11 protein-coding genes and 2 pseudogenes are annotated in these 13363 nt (G+C 66.2%); all 13 read right to left on the reverse strand.

What is annotated here, in order from left to right:
• Positions 1-72 precede the first annotated feature (72 nt).
• Positions 73-1236: a GNAT family N-acetyltransferase gene (locus C7450_RS04295; protein WP_110373096.1), complete on the reverse strand. Its 1164-nt coding sequence runs from the start codon at positions 1234-1236 to the stop codon at positions 73-75.
• Between the two features lie 47 nt (positions 1237-1283).
• A complete protein-coding gene (locus C7450_RS04300; protein WP_110373097.1) occupies positions 1284-2138 on the reverse strand; it encodes an alpha/beta hydrolase in 855 nt (284 codons plus the stop codon).
• A gap of 133 nt (positions 2139-2271) precedes the next feature.
• Complete coding sequence (locus C7450_RS04305; RefSeq protein ID WP_146227254.1) at positions 2272-3192, reverse strand: arginase family protein; 921 nt, start codon at positions 3190-3192, stop codon at positions 2272-2274.
• A 17-nt stretch (positions 3193-3209) separates the two neighbouring features.
• Positions 3210-4610 (reverse strand): annotated as a pseudogene (locus tag C7450_RS04310) (aspartate aminotransferase family protein).
• A gap of 25 nt (positions 4611-4635) precedes the next feature.
• A complete protein-coding gene (locus tag C7450_RS04315) occupies positions 4636-5349 on the reverse strand; it encodes an MtnX-like HAD-IB family phosphatase (RefSeq protein ID WP_110373099.1) in 714 nt (237 codons plus the stop codon).
• 8 nt (positions 5350-5357) lie between these two features.
• On the reverse strand, positions 5358-6575 hold the full coding sequence (locus tag C7450_RS04320; RefSeq protein WP_170147038.1) for a beta-ketoacyl-[acyl-carrier-protein] synthase family protein: 1218 nt from the start codon (positions 6573-6575) through the stop codon (positions 5358-5360).
• Positions 6572-6874: an acyl carrier protein gene (locus C7450_RS04325; protein ID WP_170147039.1), complete on the reverse strand. Its 303-nt coding sequence runs from the start codon at positions 6872-6874 to the stop codon at positions 6572-6574. The genes C7450_RS04320 and C7450_RS04325 overlap by 4 nt, the downstream gene beginning before the upstream one ends.
• Before the next feature lie 90 nt (positions 6875-6964).
• A complete protein-coding gene (locus C7450_RS04330) occupies positions 6965-7882 on the reverse strand; it encodes an efflux RND transporter periplasmic adaptor subunit (protein WP_110373102.1) in 918 nt (305 codons plus the stop codon).
• Positions 7879-8586, reverse strand: a complete 708-nt coding sequence (locus C7450_RS04335; protein WP_245449467.1) for an ABC transporter ATP-binding protein — start codon at positions 8584-8586, stop codon at positions 7879-7881. The genes C7450_RS04330 and C7450_RS04335 overlap by 4 nt, the downstream gene beginning before the upstream one ends.
• Before the next feature lie 14 nt (positions 8587-8600).
• On the reverse strand, positions 8601-9734 hold the full coding sequence (locus C7450_RS04340; protein ID WP_110373104.1) for an ABC transporter permease: 1134 nt from the start codon (positions 9732-9734) through the stop codon (positions 8601-8603).
• Positions 9734-11200, reverse strand: a complete 1467-nt coding sequence (locus C7450_RS04345) for an efflux transporter outer membrane subunit (protein WP_110373105.1) — start codon at positions 11198-11200, stop codon at positions 9734-9736. Before C7450_RS04345 ends, C7450_RS04340 begins: the two co-directional genes overlap by 1 nt.
• A 163-nt stretch (positions 11201-11363) precedes the next feature.
• The gene (locus C7450_RS04350; protein WP_170147040.1) at positions 11364-12581 is read right to left on the reverse strand and encodes a cyclic peptide export ABC transporter; all 1218 of its coding nucleotides are present in this window, start codon (positions 12579-12581) and stop codon (positions 11364-11366) included.
• A 181-nt stretch (positions 12582-12762) separates the two neighbouring features.
• A pseudogene (locus C7450_RS34430) lies at positions 12763-13329 on the reverse strand (ABC transporter transmembrane domain-containing protein); the annotation flags it as partial.
• Positions 13330-13363: the final 34 nt, after the last annotated feature.

Genomic DNA, 13363 nt, shown 5'->3' on the forward strand with positions numbered 1-13363 from the left:
GCCCAGCGAAGCATCGTCATCGGGTGATCGCGTTGGAAATGAGCTTCAACCTTAAGCTATCAAATTAAGCCGTCACACCGCTCTTTCGTTGCGCTGTCTAAGCTTAGAGTAGGTTTTCGCCCCCTCCCGCAAACGACCCCTTCTGGCCCATTCGGCGAGGTCCGGATCGAAGCGATCGAAGCCGAGCCACGGACTTAAGCGTCGCAGCACCCATTGCAGAGGGGTGTTGCAGTGGCGGACATAGACGGTGGACGTGACGAGGCTGCTGCCGAAGCGCAGCTTCGATGCATAGGCCGTCTGGCCACTCTGGAGCAGGGAGATGCCGCGCGTGATGCAGAAGCGCACATTCGCCATCCAGCTCACCGCATAGATATTGTGCTCTCGGGCGAGCGGGTAGCGCATGCCGAGAAACTTATCGATGACGCGGTCGGCCTCGACGAGCAGCAGGTTAAAGGCCACGAGCTCCGTTCCGACCCAATAGAGGGCGAAGACCGCCCGCTCGCCCAGCGCGGGTGAGATGGCGGCGAAATAGCCTGGAGGCAACAGCTCCAGATCACGATAGTCGAGCGCGCTTTGGCGCCGGGTTGATTCGTAGAGCGTGTCGATCTCACCTTCCAGCCCGGCGATGTCACTGCGGTATTCGAGGCGCACTGCCCAGGCCTTAGCGAGCTTACGTCGAATATCCTTGCGGGTGGCCGGTGACAGGGAGGCGAGATATGCGGCCTCATCTGTATAGGGAAGGTCGAGCACCGCGATCGGCAGGCTGGCGAGGCGGGCGAAGCGGGCCCGATTCAGCAGCGTCGCAGCGTCCTGCTCCTGGCCAGGGGACAGATCCTTCCAAACGAGGAGCTGGACGCGCTCGGCCGCAGCTTGACGTTGCAAGGTCGCGATCATGCATTCGAGAGCGGCGATCCGTCCGACTGTATCGAGGCGCGGCGAAAAGCCGAGGTGGCAGCGCTCGCTATACGGCGAGCCGACGCAGAGAGTTTGCAGGGTGAGAACGCCCGGAAGACGGCGGAACAGCGCTTCGCCAAGTCTCCTCAGCCTGCCTTGCAGTGGCATATCGAGCCGATAGTTCAGGCGAAACAGCGGTGCGACAGCAACCACCTCTTCGCTCTGTTCGACGACGATTGCAGCCATGCGTAGCCCAATGCCGGAGGCGGCCGCCGCTTCCTCGCAGGCACGATAGTAGGCGTGGTCCTCCACCTCGCCGGGCAGGCAGGCATCCCAAGCCATAGCATCGACCTCAGCTATGCTACCGACAATGCGCGCTGCAAGTACGCTCACTGGGCGGCGACGGCGCGCATCGGTGCCGCCCTCCGGTGCCTGCGGGCAGAAATTTCGAGCCGGGCCGCCAATGCCAGCGAGCGTTCTATCAAGATGTGGTGTTGCTGGTCGATCGTGACGAGGTGGTAGCTGTCGTCCAGGATCACGGCATCAACTAACCCGCCAAGTCGACGCTGGATCTCGAAGGCATTGGAGAGACCTGCGACATCGTCGTCGCGCGCATGGACGAGCAGAGCCGGGCAGGTGATGGATGGCAATCGCCGGCGGGTATCGGTGATAAGTTGCCACATCTGTTGCACAGCGCGCGAGGGCGTTCGATGCAGACCCGCCTCCGCGGAATCGCCCGAGGTCATCGCATTCAGGATGATGTTGCGGACCCGCGGGTCCTTGATCCCATAAGGCTCGCGCTCGATGAAGCTGTAGCGCCGGCCCGCCGGCGTATTGATCAGCCATTTCAGAAGAAACGCGTAGCGCGGGATCGACCATCCGTCATAGCGCAGCGTCGGTGCATAGAGAGCGAGTCCGTCAACCGCGTCCGGGCGCTCGGCCGCAGCATGAAGCGCTAGCACCGCTCCCATCGACAGGCCACCAACGATGACACGCTCGCAGGTCTCGCGCATACGCTCGAGCTCGGCGAGCACGCTGTTGGCCCAGTCGCGCCAGCCGGTGGCGACCAGGTCGGCTTCCGTGCCGCAATGGCCTGCGAGCTGCGGGCAATGCACGGTGCGCCCGGCCCGATGCAGCGCGCGGACGACGAGCCTTAGCTCAGCCGGTGTGCCGCCGAGGCCGTGGACCAGTAAAAAGCCGGTGCGGTCACCGGCATAGCGGAGGCTAAAATCGCGCGTCGTCACGTGGGGTTCCGTCAGGCTGTGCGGGAGAACATGATCTTGCCGCAAGAGATGAGGCGAGCGCTGCGCGTGAAGCAGAATTGCGCAATGACTTCACAGAAGATCAAAGACGCAACCCATGAGGTGATGGTGAGGCTTACGGCAGCACCCGCATGAAACAATCGATCAGCGCCGCATTCGTCTGTGCATTGACGTGCAGATCCTCCATCTGGGGGCGCAGCCGCGGCGGATGGTCGAAGTATGCGAGCGCCGCACGGAACGGATCCGAGAAGCGGGGCTTCGACCAGTCGCCGCATACATCGCCCCCTATGATGCGCCGCTCGGCCGCCAGGCGCTCGATCGCCGTGACGAGATGGTTGAGCGTCAGCTCGCCCTGGTCCCAGTTCGTCACTGCCTCGCCGTGGCCGAGCACGTCCTTGTCGATAGTGAGCCAGACGGCGCGAGTGGGGATCGTTTCGACGAGTTCGTGGAGGAAATCAGACCAATCCTCATCCGCCAGATTGCGCCAGCGGAGATAGCCGCCCTCTTGCCGGTAGCAGCGCGTCCGGCCGTAGCGTCCCCAGACGCGTGAGGGCGGATGCCGCCAGGGATAGAGCGCAATGCGTCCGTCGCGCACTGCGTCGAGATTGGCGAACTGCCATTCGGGTCTGACGAGATCGGCGCTGCACGGCCCAATCGTCACGACTTTATGGACATGCGGCAATTCCAGAGCGCGATTGACCCAGGCGCCGCAATTTGTCGTGGCGGGGAAGCGCACCCAATCGGGATGATTGTCGAAATGCACGATGGTCAGAGGCTCGTCGAGCGTGGCCACGAGGGCCGCGGTCAGGTGGTGGAAATCCCCCGAACCGTAAAAGGTGACCGTCGTCCCTTCACCGCCAGCCGCGGATTTGAAGCGGTCGACGAGACTGCGAAGCGCGGAGCGGCTCGCCACAATGCGCAGCTGTGCCGCCAGCCCGACTGCATCAATGCAGGTCGAGTTACCCGCCTCGATGTGCCGGCGCAGCGGCTCCTGCCTCGGCAGGCTACCGTCAAGATCGATTACGCGCAGCCGCATGTCTTGGCCCGCCACGCTTAGGCGTTGGCGACGCGGGCGAAGAGCTGGTCGAGCAGCGCGATCGCGAGATCGATCTCGGCGTAGCTCATGGTCAGGGCCGGCGCGAGCGTGATGACGTTCTTGTGGTAGCCGCCGATATCGAGCACGAGCCCGTAGCGACGGCCGGTCACTTCGAGATCGGCCTTCATCCCCTCGTCGCACATCAGGTCGACCAGGCGCTTGGACGGCGTATAGCTGTCATGCGGCTCGCAGATCTCGATGCGCAGGGCCATGCCGAGGCCATCGACCTCGCCGACGATCTTGTGGCGGCGCTTGAGCTCCTGGAGGCCGGCGAGGAAATGCGCGCCCTTGGCCATGACCATGGACTCGTAGTCGTCCTCGTCCATCATCTTCATCGCTTCCAGCGCCACGGCCGTGCCGAGCGGATTGGCGTTGAAGGTCGAATGGGTGGAGCCCGGCGGGAAGACGGCCGGGTTGATCAGCTCTTCCTTCGCCCAGACGCCCGAAAGGGGGTTGAGGCCGTTGGTCACCGCCTTGCCGAAGACGATCACGTCCGGCTGGACGCCGAAATGCTCGATCGACCAGAGCTTACCGGTCCGGTAGAAGCCCATCTGGATTTCGTCGACGACCATCAGGATGCCGTGGTCGTCGAGCACTTTCTTGAGGCCGGTGAAGAAGTTCGGCGGCGGGATGACGTAGCCGCCCGTGCCCTGCAGGGGCTCGACATAGAAGGCGGCGTATTCGGCCTGGCCGACCTTGGGATCCCAGACGCCGTTATACTCGCTCTCGAACAGGCGGGCGAACTGGGCGACGCAGTGCTCGCCGTACTCTTCCTTGCTCATGCCCTTCGGCCCTCGGAAATGGTAGGGGAAGGGGATGAAATGCGCGCGTTCGCCGAAATGACCGAAGCGGCGGCGATAGCGATAGGACGAGGTGATCGCGGAGGCGCCAAGCGTGCGGCCGTGATAGCCGCCCTCGAAAGCGAACACCAGGCTCTTGCCGTTCGAGGCGTTGCGCACGAGCTTGAGCGAATCCTCGACGGCCTGGGCGCCGCCGACGTTGAAGTGGACCCGGCCCTTGGTGCCGAACTTGCGCTCGGCATCCTTGGCGATCATCGCCGCGAGCTCGATCTTCTCCCGGTGGAGATACTGGCTCGCCACCTGGGGCAGCGTGTCGATCTGGCGCTTCAGGGCGTTGTTGAGGCGCGGATTGGCATAGCCGAAATTGACGGCGGAGTACCACATCTGCAGGTCGAGGAAGCGGTTTCCGGCCGCGTCCAGCATGAAGGAGCCCTCGCAGCCCGAGAAGATCTTCGGGAACTACGTATAGTGGACCGTGTCGCCATGCGAGCAGTACTCGGCCTCGAGCGCGAGCAAGCGGGCTTCCTCGGCGGCTAGGTGCCCCATGTCGGCGGCCATGTAGTCGGCATGCTTTAGAGCGGTGTTAGCCATTGATCTTGTCCTCGGGTTGACGTGGCAGCGGCGCGCCGGCCAGAACGGCTTCCAGACACGCGGCGGCTTCGGCGAAATCCGTGACCGCGTGGTGGGGAATGCGGGCCTGCCGGCAATGGGCGGCTAGGCCGCTCTTGGCCAAGACGAGGTCTGCCTCGCCCGCCAGGCAGTAATCCGAGCGCCCGTCGCCGAAGAGCAGCGTCAGAGGTCGCGGCTGCTTGGCAGCGACGCGGCACTTGCAGGTGCCGCTGGAACAGGCCCCGTCGGGTGCCGAATGCGGGGAGGTCAGCCGCCAGCGATCGCCGCCGGTCGGCTCCAGTCGGTTCGCGATCACGGGGATATGGTCGAAACCAGTTCGCCTCATGATGGTGCGGATCGTCCTGTCGAGCCCATCGGAGACGATGGTCAGGGGAATGCCGTGGCGTTGGCAGAGCAGCGCGAAGGCCGGAAAACCGTAATCGATCTCGAGCGTTGTGACGAAGGTGTCGAGTACTTCAGGCGAGACGCGCAGAAGCGCGACCTGCCGCGTCATACAGGCGCGGGAGCTGATCAGCCCTGCCTGCCATTCCGCCTCGATTGCCTCCCAACCCGGTTCGGCGAAGCGCTGGAGCACTCGATCGGTCGTGTCGTCACAGGAGATCGTTCCGTCGAAATCGACAACGGCCTGCCAGGACGAGGACAGTGAAGGGCGATGCGCGAAGGGCATGGAGTGCCTTACAGGGACGCCAAAGCGGGAGCGTCGACGATGAGCGCGGCGTTGACGCCCCCGAACGCGAAACTGGTGCTGAGGCCAATCGCGCCGTCGATCGGCTGGTTCGACGCGCTGATCGACAGCGGAAAGGCGCCCTGCCCCGCCTCGAAGCCGAGCGTGCCCGGCGCGCTCCGGTGCTGCAGTGCAAGAATCGTCGCAATGAGCTCAATTGCGCCCGACGCACCGAGTGCATGACCGTGGATCGGCTTGGTGGCGGAAAGCGGGATACGCGCAGCATTGGCGCCGAAGACGGCCTGGAGCGCCTGCGCTTCGGCGGCGTCGTTCAGACGTGTGCCTGTGCCATGCGCGTTGACGTGGTTAATTTCGTGCGGCGGCAGAGCGGCATCCGCGAGCGCGGCCCGGATCGCCGCCGCCGCCCCCTCCGGATCAGGGCGCACCAGATCGCCTGCATCGGATGTCGTGCCGTAGCCGCGCAGGCGGGCAAGGATCGGCGCGCCGCGACGCTGCGCTGATTGCTCGCTCTCCAGAACGAACACTGCGGCGCCTTCGCCCAGCACCATCCCGTCGCGCGCCGTGCTGAAAGGGCGGCAACGCGTCGAGGTGAGAACGCGCATCGCCCGCCAGCTCTGCATGGCAGCCGGTGTCAGAGAGGCTTCGCTGCCCCCGACGAGCACACGCTCGGCAAGCCCGGCCCGGATGAAGCCCATGCCCAGCCCGATCGCCTGCGCGCCGGAGGCGCACGCACTCGATACGGCTAGGACGGTACCACGGCAGCCCCAACGGCGGCTCAGCAGAGCCGGCGCAGCATGGGCCATCAGCCTGGGAATGTTCAGAGGATCGGGCCTACGCTGCTCTGCATAAATACCATAATGGCTATCGTCGATCGCGGTGGCACCGCCGATGCCAGTTCCCAGCAGCACCGATGTGTGTTCGCCGGCGAGATCGGCTTCGTCGAGCCCCGCGGCAGCGATGGCCTCCTCGGCGGCCAGTAGCGCAAGCACGCTGAAACGGTCATAGGCACGACCTTCACCAGCCATATCCGCCGCTCGTCTCGGAAGGGTGGCGATCTGCGCAGCCCGGAAGGAGTGCCGCCCGACCGAGCGCGGCAGCATGAGGTCACCGACGGCGCTACGCCCTTCGAACAGCGAGCGGCCGAAGGCACCGCGGTCGAGCCCGGCGGCCGACACGACCCCGAAGCCAGTGACGGCGACGCAGGTCATGACTCGAGCGCGGGTGTCGCGCGCCTGACGTGCTCCGCTAGCAGGGCGACGAGATCGCCGAGATTGCGAGCCTCGCCCCATTGCAGATCGCTGCCGATCTCGACATCGAAGGTGTCCTCGATACCGTTGATCACCATGACGGCTTCCAGTGAGTCGAAGTTCAGCTCATCAAGGGTGGCGCCTGGTTTCATTGCGGCCCGATCCAGCATCCCTTCCTTGACGATCACATCGACGATGCGGGCAGCGAGCTCGGGCTCGACTGAGGGTGGCCAGGCGTCTTCGGGCACATTGACTGACAAGGGGTATCTCCGGTCGAATTGCGTCTGCAGGGAGAGATGTCGCGAGCGGGTTACGCGGGCATTACGTGCCATGGCCGCGCCGGCCGTTCGTCACGGATTGCGGAAACGCACATAGACCCGCTGGCCGATCAGGAACGCGTCGGGCGCGTCGAGTTGCACGACGCTTTCCGCTACCCGCACATCAGCGCGTTCAGTCGGGCTCTCGCCGGCGCGGCGATTGTCGAGGAAAGCGCCGACCCTGAGGACCTTTCCCTTGGCGCTCATGCGCTCGTCGCTCTCGGAGACAATTTCGGCAACCATGCCGGGCTTCACCAGCCGGACGAAATTCTCCTGGATTTCGGCGCGAACGATCAGCGGCGCATCCGGGATGACCACGAACATCTCCGTCGGCATCGTCGCCGACACGACGTCCCCGGTTTTCACCGAACGGCGCGCGACCCGCCCCGGCAGGGGCGCGCGAATCTGCCTGCGCTCAAGCTCGTACAGCGCACCGTCCCGCTTGGCGGTGGCCAGCGCGACCGCCGCCTCGGCGCTTCCGAGATCGCCGGTAAGGGCCGCCATGGCGGCCTGCGCCTCGTCGAGGGCCTGTGGCGAGACGGCCTGTTCCTTCGCCGCCCGGCGCATGCGGTCCAGAAGCCGCGCCTGCATGACCCGCCGACTTTCCAGCGCCGCCTGACGCGACTTCGCCTCCTTGAGGGCCGCTTCGGCTGCCGCGGTCACGAACTCCGCATCGCGCGAAACGAGTTTCGCCAGCACGTCACCCGCTTCGACGCGCTGGCCTTCCGCGACCAGAACCGACTCAACCTGACCATCGAGGGTGGCGAGGATGCGCGAGAGCCCGCCCTCGATCTCGATACGGCCGCGCGCGGCGGCGGCGATGCGTGGCGCGTCAGTCTGCAGCTCGACATCCGCCTGGCTGCTGTCGGTCAGCATCAGGATGCCGGTGGTCACAGAGAAGGTTAGTGCCAGGACGACCGGTGCGACCGTGGCGAAGCGCGCGAGCTTCATGGGGAGATCTCCTTGAAAGAAAGGCCGGAGCGTCCGCGGCGATCGTGGCGCAGGCGGCCGTCCTCCATTTCGAGGACGCGATCGGCGCGCGCGATCAGGCGCGGGTCGTGGGAAACGCAGACGACGATCGCGCTGCTGCGATGCGCGATCTCGCGCAATAGGTCGGTGACGGCGGCGCCGTTCGTGCTGTCGAGTGCGCTCGTCGGCTCGTCGGCAAAGAGCAGGCGCGGACGCTTGACGATGGCGCGGGCGATGGCCACGCGCTGTTTTTCGCCGCCCGAGAGCTCGGCGGGCCGTAAATGGCGCCTGTGTCCGAGCCCGACCATTTCGAGCGCCCGCGCGGCACCGCGCTGCGCCTGCGAATGCGGTACGCCCTGGTAGTCGAGCACGATCTGAACCTGCTCCAGCGCGTTCAGCGCCGGAAACAGGTTGAACCCCTGGAAGACGAAGCCGCAATGGGCCAGCCGGAAGGCGTCCCGCTTCGCATCGTCGAGCCGCCCGAGATCGACCCCGAGCGCGTGCACCCACCCTTGATCCGGCCGCGAGAGGCCGCTCATCAGCGACAGAAGCGTGCTCTTGCCGCAGCCGGAAGGCCCGCTGATCAGGGAGAGCTCACCCGGATGAAGCGTCAGCGAGACATCGCTTAGCGCCTGCGTCCGGATGTTCTGGACGACATAGGATTTTGACAGGGCGCCGGCGCTCAACGAGATCTCCGGCGTCATCGCAGCAACGCAGCAGGGTCGGCGTGGCGCAGGCGGCGCAAGGCGAGCAGGCCCGCGAGCAGCGCGACTGCGAGGACAAGGCCGCCGGAAAGAACCATGATGCCCGGCCCGAGCGCGAATGGAATGCCGTTCAAGCGTGCTAGCAGCGCCGCGAAGAGGCTACCCGCCAGCCCAAAGGCCAGGCCGACCGCCCCGACCCAGCCAGCCTGCTCGACCACGATGCGGCGCAGTTTCGGAAAGGAGACGCCAATCGCCCGCAGCGTGGCGTATTGCGGCGTGGAAGCCGCGACCGCGGCCATCAGCGTCTGGCTGGTAATCAGGATTCCGACGAGCAGGGCGACGATCGTCGCGAAGATGAAGCCCACGCCGGCGCCGGATTCCAGCAGCCAGTAGCGGACGGAGCGTTCCGCCAGATCTGCCGCGGTCCAGACCTCAAACCGTGTTCGGTTCTCGTGTTGGGAGAACCGATTGCGAACCGTCGTCGCGGCCTCGGGCGAGCGTAGCCCCACGAGGTAGTAGGTCACGTTGTCCGCAGCGGCGAGGGATTTGTCGATCGCCCTCACCGTGGCGAGCGAGGCCACGACATTGACGCCGCCCATCGCGCGCATGTCGTTGGTCGTGCCAACGACGCGGACGCGCTGCCCGTTGATCTCGGCGGCTTCACCGACCGCGGTGGCGAGCTTGTCGCGATCGCCTGCATCGACCAGCACCGTGGCGGGTTCCTCCAGGAGTGCGCGCGTCCCAGGCGATAAGGCCTTGGCCAGTCCTAGCCCGTCCGGACGCGTGTCGATGCCGAGGAGCGTCACGCTGATGCCCCCTCCGCGAGGGCCTCGCCAGTCGCCCGTCCCCATGAGGAACGGCTCGACGCGGACGACCCGCGGATCGACCAGCAGCTCGGCAGAGACGCCAGCATCGATGCTGCGGCCGAGATCGGCGCTCTGCGTGCCGGGAAACCCGATCCAAAGATCGGCGCTCGATTGCGTCACCGGCAATGCGTTCGTGCCGACGATGCCGAGCAGCAGCGCGCCCTGCACGATGATGAGGACGCCGGAAAACCCGACCGACATCACCGCGGGCAGGAAGCGCCGCCATTCATGTAGGAGCGTCTTGCGGGCGAGCGCGACGGCCATCAGCCGCGCGCCTCACCTTGCGATACCGGAACAGCCGCGCCCAGGGCCTTGAAGAGGACGACGAGCGATAATCCCTCGACCTCCTTCGCAGCGGCTAACCGCCGCCGGGCCAGGATCAGGCCGACCTCAACGTCGGCGAGCTTTCCGGCGTCGGCCAGCCCCTCCCGGTGCAGGACGCCCATCCGCCGCGTCGCGCGCCGCTCCGTTTCGATCGCGGACGCCTGTCGCTCCGTGGCCTCGTGCGCCGCGCGCCAATTCGCGAGCGCTCCAGCTGCTTCCTGATAAGCGGTAAGGACGGTCTGCCGATAGGCGGCCAACGCCTCGTCGAGCAGGGCGCGCCGGGCATAGACGGCTGCTTCGCGCCTGCCATAGTCGAACAGCGGGATCTGCAGCGAGGGTCCGCCGGCGAGGCCGAAAGGCGAGCCGATGGAAGGGCCGCCGAGGCCGATCGTGCCGCTGAGCCGCAGTTTCGGATGGAGATCGGCCTTCGCGATCCCGACCTCGGCAGCTGCCTTCAGGACCCTCTGCTCAGCCGCGCGCACGTCCGGCCGCGCCCTCAGCAGGTCGGCGGGGCGTCCCGCCGCGGGCGTGCCCGGCGAGACCGGCTGGGGTGCCGCCCGGTCCAGGGCAGGATCCGGCGTGACAACGCCCAGCAGCGTCGCGATCTGCTGGCGCAGCGCCGCCGCGCGGGCGTCGAGCCGGGCGAGGTCGACCTGCGCCTCGCCGAGGGACGTGACGCTATCGATGTCCTCGCCGGGCGAGGTCATGCCGGCCTTGGCCCTGCCGCGAGCGAGCCGAACGCGCCGCTCCTGAGCCGCGACGAGCGCTGTCGAGAGCTCCCGCTGGTGCTGAGCAGAACGCAGGCCGATATAGGCCGCGGCGACCTCGGCCGTCACCGCGATGCGGACCGCCTCGAGCTCGTCACCAGCGATGGCTCTGGAAGCGGCGGCGGCTTTTTCGGTGCTTTCCGAGAGACCGAACAGGCCGGCATCCCAGCTCGTATCGAAGCCAGCCAGCAGCGGACGGCGCAGCGGATCCACAATCTCCTCGCGCGAATTGCCTGCGAGGGCTTGGCCGCTGCCACCGACCGTCGGGAGGAAAAGCGACTGCGCCGTCCCCGCCTGGCTGCGGCCGGCAGCGAGACGCGCCTTCGCCTGCGCGATCGAGAGGTTCTGACGACCCGCCTGCGCGACGAGGCGATCGAGCACCGGGTCATGAAACTGGCGCCACCAGCCCTTCAGGTCCCTACGCGGGCCGGTAGCGACCTCCCGAGCGTAGCTCGCCGGCAGATTCGGCGCTTCGCCGACGATTGGCTCGATCGCCGAACAGCCGGATAGCGCGCCTGCGATCGTCGCTGCCCAGAGGATGCCCCGCCCGGAGCGGAGGGTCGCCCGTGCCCGGCCGTTGCGTGGCAGCCATGCGAACCAATGGCGGGAAATGGGCATGGAAGCGGGGCGCTGATGCATCGTCTGTCTTCATCGGGCGCGTCGACACCCTCGCCGGCGCCAGGGCCTCGGCTTTGCGGCCGGCTGTGTTGCGCGAAGCGAGGATGCGGACGGCAGCTGCAATCCGGCAGGTGAAAACCCTTCTGGGCATGGCGGCATCTTGCCGGAGGCGATTACGCGAACATTACGCGGGGTTCTCCTCCCTGGCGGTCATCGCCTCGCCCGCGAGGCCGTTTCGGGACTGCTCGATGCCGGTGATGCGTCCGTGCGCCATGTGGACGACGCGGTCGGCTGCGTCGAAATAGCGGTCGTCATGCGAGACCGCGATCACGGTCTTGCCGATCTTGCGCAGCTCGGGCAGCAGCTCGCGATAGAACAGCCTGCGGAAGCCCGGGTCCTGATCCGCCGCCCATTCGTCGAACATCAGGATCGGGCGATCCTCGAGAACGGCATGGATAAATGCCAACCGCTTGCGCTGCCCGGTCGACAGATCGGTTGTCGAAAAGCGCCCGTCCCGAAACTCCACCGCATCGGCGAGGCCGAGCCGCCGCAGCCAGGCACTCACCCGCGCCTCTCCGCCTGGGCCCACTATCAGCTCGTCGAAGAGGTGATAATCGGCAAAAACTCCCGAGAAGAGTTGGCGATAGCCGTCGAGCTCCGCGGCGGAAATGGGCTCGCCGTCCAGAAGCACGGCGCCGGAGCGCGGCTGATAGAGGCCGAGCAAGATCTTGATCAGCGTCGTCTTGCCGCTGCCGTTTCCGCCGACGATGAAGGTGACCTCGCCGCGCCTGATGACCAGATGGGGAATGTCGAGCGCGAAGCCGGCGTCTCTCGCTGCGCCGGGGAACAGGTAGCGCACGCCGTCCAAGGCGAGGCTGTCGCGGAAACGGAAGCTCGCCTGCGGTCCGTCGATCTGCAGGCCCCCCTCGGCGAGGCTCGCCGTGAGTGCGCTGATACGCCGAAAGGCGATCTGCGCCTGACTTAACACGGGCAGCGCGCTGGCGAGTTCCTCGATCGGCCCCTTGGCGAACAGCATGACGATGATGAAGCCCGTGATCGCCTCGTTTTCGATGCCGAGATAGGGCCGCAACGCCAGCACAGCACCGACGAAGACGAAGATCAGCGCGACGCTGATGGTGTCGACGGCCCAGAAGATAGCGAATGCGCGGCCATTGAGCGACGCAATGCGTTTGGTGAGCGTACCGATGCCGCTATGTTCAACTTGCTCGCGGCGAACGCGGTTGAGGCGCAGCTCCTTGGCCCCCTCGATGATCCCGCGATACTGCCGCTGGAGTTGATCCTCCAGGCCACGCGCCTCGTCGAAGCGGGCGAGCCAGTGCCGCATCGCCGCATTGTTGAGCGCTCCGCCGAGAGCCACCAGCAGCAGAGCGAATCCCAACATCGGCAGCGAATGCGCGGCCATTGAGCGACGCAATGCGTTTGGTGAGCGTACCGATGCCGCTATGTTCAACTTGCTCGCGGCGAACGCGGTTGAGGCGCAGCTCCTTGGCCCCCTCGATGATCCCGCGATACTGCCGCTGGAGTTGATCCTCCAGGCCACGCGCCTCGTCGAAGCGGGCGAGCCAGTGCCGCATCGCCGCATTGTTGAGCGCTCCGCCGAGAGCCACCAGCAGCAGAGCGAATCCCAACATCGGCAGCGAAAGCGCGGCAAGATAGAAAAGGCAGCCTAGAACGATGGCGAGCGCGGTGGTGTAGCCGGCGAAATGATTGCCCAGCTCGGAAATCTTTTCGACGTCACCATTGAGCACGGCGAGCAGCCGCGGGCTCTTCATCTGCTCGATCTGGCTGAGAGGGGCGCGCAAAATCCGGCCGCTCACGTCCTGTCGCAGCCGGGCGACGATGCGTTGGCCCAGCAGGCTATTGCCGATGCCGGCGATGAGTTGGCCCGCCAGGCTGAGCGTGCATAGCCCGGCAAGCCCGATCAGGACGCCTGCCGACGTGGCCGAGGCGAGCGCACCGTTGATGATCGACAGCACCCAGGCCATCGCGATGCCACCGGCGCCGCCGGCGACGGTGGTGAGCAGAATAAGGTGCCAGAACGGTCGAAGCAGCCGAGCCACCGCGTGCAGGAGGCGGGACTGCACGGCCCTTGTTTGCGGCCGACCAATTTGGTCGCGAAAGGCGGACATGGCAAAGGTCACTATTGATTGAGAGAATAAGGCG

Source organism: Chelatococcus asaccharovorans, from assembly GCF_003201475.1.
Lineage (GTDB): Bacteria > Pseudomonadota > Alphaproteobacteria > Rhizobiales > Beijerinckiaceae > Chelatococcus > Chelatococcus asaccharovorans.

Excerpts from the sequence above, each read along its gene's own strand:
- C7450_RS04295 (WP_110373096.1), bottom strand. The coding sequence starts at position 1,236 with ATGGCTTGGGATGCCTGCCTGCCCGGCGAGGTGGAGGACCACGCCTAC.
- C7450_RS04305 (WP_146227254.1), bottom strand. The coding sequence starts at position 3,192 with ATGCGGCTGCGCGTAATCGATCTTGACGGTAGCCTGCCGAGGCAGGAG.
- C7450_RS04315 (WP_110373099.1), bottom strand. The coding sequence starts at position 5,349 with ATGCCCTTCGCGCATCGCCCTTCACTGTCCTCGTCCTGGCAGGCCGTT.
- C7450_RS04320 (WP_170147038.1), bottom strand. The coding sequence starts at position 6,575 with ATGACCTGCGTCGCCGTCACTGGCTTCGGGGTCGTGTCGGCCGCCGGG.
- C7450_RS04330 (WP_110373102.1), bottom strand. The coding sequence starts at position 7,882 with ATGAAGCTCGCGCGCTTCGCCACGGTCGCACCGGTCGTCCTGGCACTA.
- C7450_RS04340 (WP_110373104.1), bottom strand. The coding sequence starts at position 9,734 with ATGGCCGTCGCGCTCGCCCGCAAGACGCTCCTACATGAATGGCGGCGC.
- C7450_RS04345 (WP_110373105.1), bottom strand. The coding sequence starts at position 11,200 with ATGCATCAGCGCCCCGCTTCCATGCCCATTTCCCGCCATTGGTTCGCA.
- C7450_RS04350 (WP_170147040.1), bottom strand. The coding sequence starts at position 12,581 with ATGTTGGGATTCGCTCTGCTGCTGGTGGCTCTCGGCGGAGCGCTCAAC.